This window comes from uncultured Leptotrichia sp., assembly GCF_938036635.1.
In the GTDB taxonomy this organism is placed as follows: Bacteria; Fusobacteriota; Fusobacteriia; order Fusobacteriales; family Leptotrichiaceae; genus Leptotrichia; species Leptotrichia hongkongensis.
Genome location: NZ_CALHQO010000329.1, coordinates 1 through 5,676, shown reverse-complemented (window position 1 = coordinate 5,676; position 5,676 = coordinate 1). Strand labels below are relative to the sequence as shown.

The following is a 5,676-nucleotide window of genomic DNA, read 5'->3' as shown; positions in this document are numbered from 1 at the left end:
TTTTTAATGTCTCTTAATAAATCATTATATAATTCAGATGCTTCATTTTGGTAAATAATTGTAGGATTATGACCTGATTGAGCTCTCCATCCAATAGCAGATTTCAATGTATCAAGTGAATCAATATGTTTAACCCAATTTACATCCATTGACAACAAGAAAGCTTGACGAAGAATGTTTATTTTTGCTTCTTCTGAATGATTTTCTACAGATTTAATAATTTTATTTTTTGAAATACCCATTGATTCAGCAAAAGTTTCAAATTCTTTACTTGAGGTAGCATCTAAAACTTTATCTCTAGAATGATAGAATCTTGACCTTTGTTCATTTATAACATCATCATATTTTAAAGCAGATTGCCTAGATGAACTCATTAAACCTTCTAATTCTTCTTGAATACTATAACATAATCTTTGTATTTGTTTTGGATTTGTTAATGGAGATTGAGCAATTAATTTGAAAGTTCCAGATGTTTTTGTTTTTAGGAAAATAGAATCATCTCCAGACAAATGAGTTTCAATAATACCTCTTGCACCTTGCCTTGATGTTCTACCTTTTAATTGATTATCAATTCTAGATGATTCATTGATTTCTGTAATAAATACAACTAATGGTATTTCAGGGTCTTCTGTTTTAATGTCAGTACCTCTACCTGCCATATTTGTTGCAATTGTTATAGATCCTTTCTTACCAGCTTTTTCAATAATTTCAGCTTCATTTTTATCTTGTTTTGCATTTAATAATTTAAAATTCAATTTCTTTTCTTTTAGTACAACTATCACACAAGTGATAGCCATCTTCACCAATCGCTTTTATTATTATTGTATATTCTATCGGACTATCATCTTTCCCGCATAAAGCACACTTACTTTTTATTCCTTCTTTTTTTAAAAATTTTAATGATATGTCTATTGCTTGTTGTATATCTTTTGCACTTTCACCAATTTCTAGTTCTATATAATTTTCTGTAAAATTTGCTGATTTAAATTTTTCAACATGTTTTTTTAATCTTTTAAACAATTTTTCTATTTTCTCTTGTTTAAGAGCCATGTCTATTTTTTCGTTATTAAGAAACATCATATCTTTATCTTCCATTTTACGTATATCTACATTTAATATTATCACATAATCTCTACCATCTTTTTTTATACTTATATAAAATTCATCTATAATTCCTTCTATTGATTCTATACTACCTATAGCAGGTTCAGAGAATTTTTCATTTACATATTTTAAATTATATTTTTTATTTACTTCTTTTAATATTTCGTCCATTTCGTTCTTTTTGCTCATTATTCCTCCATTTAAATTTTCTTCAACTCAAAAATCACAATCTCAGGCTGTGCAAAAAATCTAATAAACATTTCAAGAAAAGCCCCTCCTAATCCTGAAGTAATGTATATTTTATGACCATTATATTCTTTCATTCCATATCCATATTTCTTCTTATCCTTTATCGCCGACATAATAATTTTTCCAAAGAAAGTAACCTGTCCTGCATGTGTATGTCCAGCAAGTGTCATATCCGCTTTTTCCTTCTCATTCTCTGTCATTTCCTCGAAATATTCAGGATTATGAGTCAAAAATAATACAAAGTCCTCTTTTTTCAATCCTTCAAGAGCTTTTTTCGCATCAGGCTTTCCGTGCCACAAGTCTGTTACTCCTGCGATATATATATTTTCATTATTAATTGTTATTTTCCTATTTTCATTTACGAGCAGATTAAATCCAAGTTTTTTCATATTTTCAGCCGTTTCTTCTGCTCCTGGATACTCATGATTCCCATAAATCGCATATACTCCAAGTTCTGGAATCTTTATATCCTTCGCATCCTCATAAAACTTAGGAATATTTTTCTCCCAAGTCGCATAATCTCCCCCCAGCAGTATTATATCCTTCTTCTGTGCATTAATCAGCTCAATCGCCTTTTTCTGCTGTTTTTTATTATACCGTGCCATCGTATCATACTGAAAATCAGCTACAAACAGCACTCTCTTTCCATCAAACTCTTTTGGCAAATCCTTAGACTTTATCTCAATCGTTTTAATCTTTATATTTCGATATTCATAATGCGAATATACTAAAAATACTATAATTAATCCTAAAAAAACATATAAAATCTTAAGAATCCAACTTTTTCCTTCCATTTTTTCTCCTTATTAGTAAATTTACCCCTAACCCTATAAGAAATATTACATCCAATGAACCTATATAAGTAAAATAGCCATAAACAATAAATATGATGAATATTCCTGCCTTATCATCTCCAAGCGATGAGTCTGAAAATATACTCTGTACCCATACTAAAAATATCAATATTTTTATTACTATTCCAACTATTGTCAAACTTATCAAGGACTTTTTCCCTATTCTCGCTTTTGCATAAAAATATGATAAAAATATATTAAGCAAAGCCAATACAAGATAACCTATTCCAAAATACGCATCTCCACCAATTTTTAAATTTCCTAAAACCGATTCTCCTAACCAAAACAATAAACTTGATACAAGAATATTAAAACAAAGCAGATAAAGAAAATATGAACTTCTAAGAATTATTTTTTTCATTCTTTCTCCTTCTAAATAAGTTGAACAATAATCCTAAATAAAAGTATAAATTTAGCATTCCCATATACGCTCCAAATCCGAAGAATATAAGATATAAAACAGCTCCTCCTGCTCCTGCATCCTCTGTTTCAGGAATCGACATAAAAAATCCAAATATGCAAAAAAATACTATTACTTTTATCGCCACTATAACTAATGGCGGAATTAATAAACTTTTCTTACTGACTTTTATTTTTGAAATTAAGTAAGCCAAAATTACACAAATTATAATAAAAACAATCTCCATTAGTGAAAATAAGTTTTCTAAAATCCATTCATTTTTTATATTCAAACTTGTTAAAAATTCATAAATACTATTATTAAACCTCATAACCGCCAAAATAATGTCAAAAAATGTTAAAAACAACAAGTAGAATAACCAAAAAAATCCTTTTTTCATTTTTATTTACCACCTAATTTTTTATTTAACTATTTAAGAATTTTAAAAATATTTTACTCATTAGGATTATCATCAAGAACTATCGCACAAATAATATAAGCCAGTAGACCTGTTCCTGCGAAAAGAACCAAAACAAGCCATACTATCCTCACAATACTTGAATCAATGTCAAAATATTCTGCAATTCCTCCACATACACCTGTAATTTTTCTATCTTTTACTGATTTGTACAATTTATTTTTCATAATATAAAACTCCTTATTTTATGTAATTATGACCTTAAAAAAATATAAATCAATGTCATAAAAATTGAAACTATAAAAAAGCCAAATACTTTCCAATATCTATAATATAAAGCTTCACACAAAGCATATAAATTAAAGAAAAGTAATGATAAAAATAATAAATATTCTTTTTCTTTAAAGAAAGATGCTATTCCTGTTATAAAAAACAAACATCCACTTAAAAACATCAACATTACTTTTACTTTAAGTTGGAAAATTGTGATTCCTTCAGGTAATTCTCTATGCTGTAATTTAGCCTTCATTATTTTTTCTTTCCCAAAAAGGTAATATCCATTTGTCATAATTTCTATTAAACCGAAAATTACAATTATAATTTTAAATATAAACATTTCTCCCCCTTTTCTCATTCATTCACAAATTCCTTAACTTTCTCAAGAAATTTCCTCCTATCCTCATCTTTACCTTTTGCCTTAAAACTATAATGAATCCATTTCGTTTTCTTTATCCCAATTCCACCAAGATTAGCCTTTTTCATCGTAATCCCAAAACCTGTTATATTTAACAAAAATTTTGGTGCTGTAGCAGTTGTAATCATTTTTGCTGTTTTTATATTAGTCAAAAGTCCTTTTATTCCAGTTTGTGTACTTTCATAAGCAAATCCTTTAGTCATAACTTTGTCAAAAAATCCTTTTAATATTGCAGGCATTGACATCCACCAAATTGGAAATACAAGTATCAATTCATCAGTATTTTTTAATATTTCCTGATATTTTTTCACTAAAGGATCAATACTTTTCCCTTGTGAATACAAAGACAATTCTTCTTCTGTCATTACAGGATTAAATTTATCCTTATTCAAATCTATAATTGTATATTTTTCTTTTGTTTCATCAAGTTTTTCCATTACTTTATCTAAAATTGCCTTGTTAAAACTTCCATTCCATGGATGTGCAAAAACTATTGTTTTCATTTTAAAATTCCTTCTTTCTGTAAATAATTTCTATAAAATCTAAAAATATATTTATTTTAGAGCCATCTGAAAATTACAATTTTTTTCTTTTAATCAAAATATTATTTAATTTCTATCTCAACTTCTTCTCAAAGTAAACACCGCAATTTCAGGCTTTGCAAAAAATCTGATAAACACTCCTTTCACAGCTCCTCCTACTCCAGAAATAAAACTCATAATGTGCATAAATTAACGCTAAAATAGGAATTAACAAAAAAATTCCTATCATTAAAATCAATATCTTTTTCATTTCTACATATCCACTTCATTATTTATTTCAAACAATATTTTTTGTCTTTCAATTTCATTTATCAATTCTTCTTCACTAGGAAGATAATTTACATATTTACTTGCAAAAAGATTTTTATTATCATTCAAGACTGAATATTTTATAACGGTACTATCTGTATCTGTACAAAGAAGAAGCCCTATTGTTGGATTATCATTTTCCTGTTTTTTCAAATCATCGTACATTCTGACATACATATCAAGCTGTCCTATATCCTGATGTGTTAATTTTCCTGTTTTTAACTCTACTATAACAAAACATTTCAAAATATAGTTATAAAATACCAAATCGATATAAAAATCTGAATTTTCTGTACGAATATGCTGCTGCCTTTCCACAAATGCAAAACCTTTTCCAAGTTCCATCATAAACTTTTGAATATCGTCTGTTAATGCTTTTTCCAATTGACTTTCAGTATAAGACATATTTGCCGGCAAATCTAAAAACTCCAAAACTACTGGATTTTTTATAAATTCTTTTGCTTGTAGTTTTTTTGTCTTCTCTTTCATTTCATTTTCAACAATTTTTTTATCAATACTTGCAACAATACGATTATAATAAAGTGTAGATATATTTCTATCCAAAGTTCTTACAGACCACATATTTTCTGCTGCTTCCGTCAAATAAAATATTCTGGCGTTCTCATCAGAAACTCTTAAAACTTTTTGAATGTGTGTCCAAGTTAATTTGGAAATCAGTGATTTCCATTTTTCATAATCTGAAAATAGCACATAAAACTGTCTAATATTCCGAATATTTCTTTCACCAAAACCTTTTCCAAATTCTTCTGTCAATTCTTTTGATAAATTTTTGATAATTTCTTTCCCGTATTCTGCTCTTTCTCTTCCACTCTGTTCTTCTTCTACAATTCGTCTACCGATTTTCCAATATGCTTCCACCATCGCCGAATTTACAGCGGTATATGCTTTTTGTCTAGCATTTTTAAGTATTTTCTTTATTTCATTAATGTAATTATTTGATATTTCCATCAAAATCCCCTCCCTTTTAAAATTACTTATTATAAAGTCTATTTATCCCATTAATATAAGCCTTTATACTTGCTTCAACTACATCCGTACTTTGTCCTCTACCAATAAATCTGTTTCCATTTTTCTCGATAATCACA

Annotated in this window: 9 protein-coding genes and 1 pseudogene; all 10 read right to left on the bottom strand. The window is 27.8% G+C overall.

Features of this window, described 5'->3' with window-relative positions; genetic code table 11:
- Window positions 1-782 (bottom strand): annotated as a pseudogene (locus Q0370_RS06580) (hypothetical protein); the annotation flags it as partial.
- Complete coding sequence (locus tag Q0370_RS06575) at window positions 745-1,293, bottom strand: hypothetical protein (protein WP_299573681.1); 549 nt, start codon at window positions 1,291-1,293, stop codon at window positions 745-747. The gene Q0370_RS06575 and the pseudogene Q0370_RS06580, both read right to left, overlap by 38 nt.
- Window positions 1,294-1,304: 11 nt before the next feature.
- Window positions 1,305-2,147, bottom strand: a complete 843-nt coding sequence (locus Q0370_RS06570; protein ID WP_299573678.1) for a metallophosphoesterase — start codon at window positions 2,145-2,147, stop codon at window positions 1,305-1,307.
- Window positions 2,122-2,568, bottom strand: a complete 447-nt coding sequence (locus Q0370_RS06565; protein WP_299573675.1) for a flagellar biosynthesis protein FliQ — start codon at window positions 2,566-2,568, stop codon at window positions 2,122-2,124. The genes Q0370_RS06570 and Q0370_RS06565 overlap by 26 nt, the downstream gene beginning before the upstream one ends.
- On the bottom strand, window positions 2,549-3,007 hold the full coding sequence (locus tag Q0370_RS06560) for a hypothetical protein (RefSeq protein WP_299573672.1): 459 nt from the start codon (window positions 3,005-3,007) through the stop codon (window positions 2,549-2,551). Before Q0370_RS06560 ends, Q0370_RS06565 begins: the two co-directional genes overlap by 20 nt.
- Before the next feature lie 53 nt (window positions 3,008-3,060).
- Window positions 3,061-3,252, bottom strand: a complete 192-nt coding sequence (locus tag Q0370_RS06555; protein WP_299573669.1) for a PspC domain-containing protein — start codon at window positions 3,250-3,252, stop codon at window positions 3,061-3,063.
- 26 nt (window positions 3,253-3,278) lie between these two features.
- Window positions 3,279-3,641 (bottom strand): hypothetical protein, encoded by a 363-nt coding sequence (locus Q0370_RS06550; RefSeq protein WP_155825952.1) that lies wholly within the window; start codon window positions 3,639-3,641, stop codon window positions 3,279-3,281.
- Between the two features lie 14 nt (window positions 3,642-3,655).
- Window positions 3,656-4,222 (bottom strand): NAD(P)H-dependent oxidoreductase, encoded by a 567-nt coding sequence (locus Q0370_RS06545; RefSeq protein WP_299573664.1) that lies wholly within the window; start codon window positions 4,220-4,222, stop codon window positions 3,656-3,658.
- Between the two features lie 291 nt (window positions 4,223-4,513).
- Window positions 4,514-5,539: a PDDEXK nuclease domain-containing protein gene (locus tag Q0370_RS06540; RefSeq protein WP_299573661.1), complete on the bottom strand. Its 1,026-nt coding sequence runs from the start codon at window positions 5,537-5,539 to the stop codon at window positions 4,514-4,516.
- 22 nt (window positions 5,540-5,561) lie between these two features.
- A partial coding sequence (locus tag Q0370_RS06535) for an alpha-isopropylmalate synthase regulatory domain-containing protein (protein WP_299573684.1) occupies window positions 5,562-5,676 on the bottom strand: 115 nt, incomplete at its 5' end.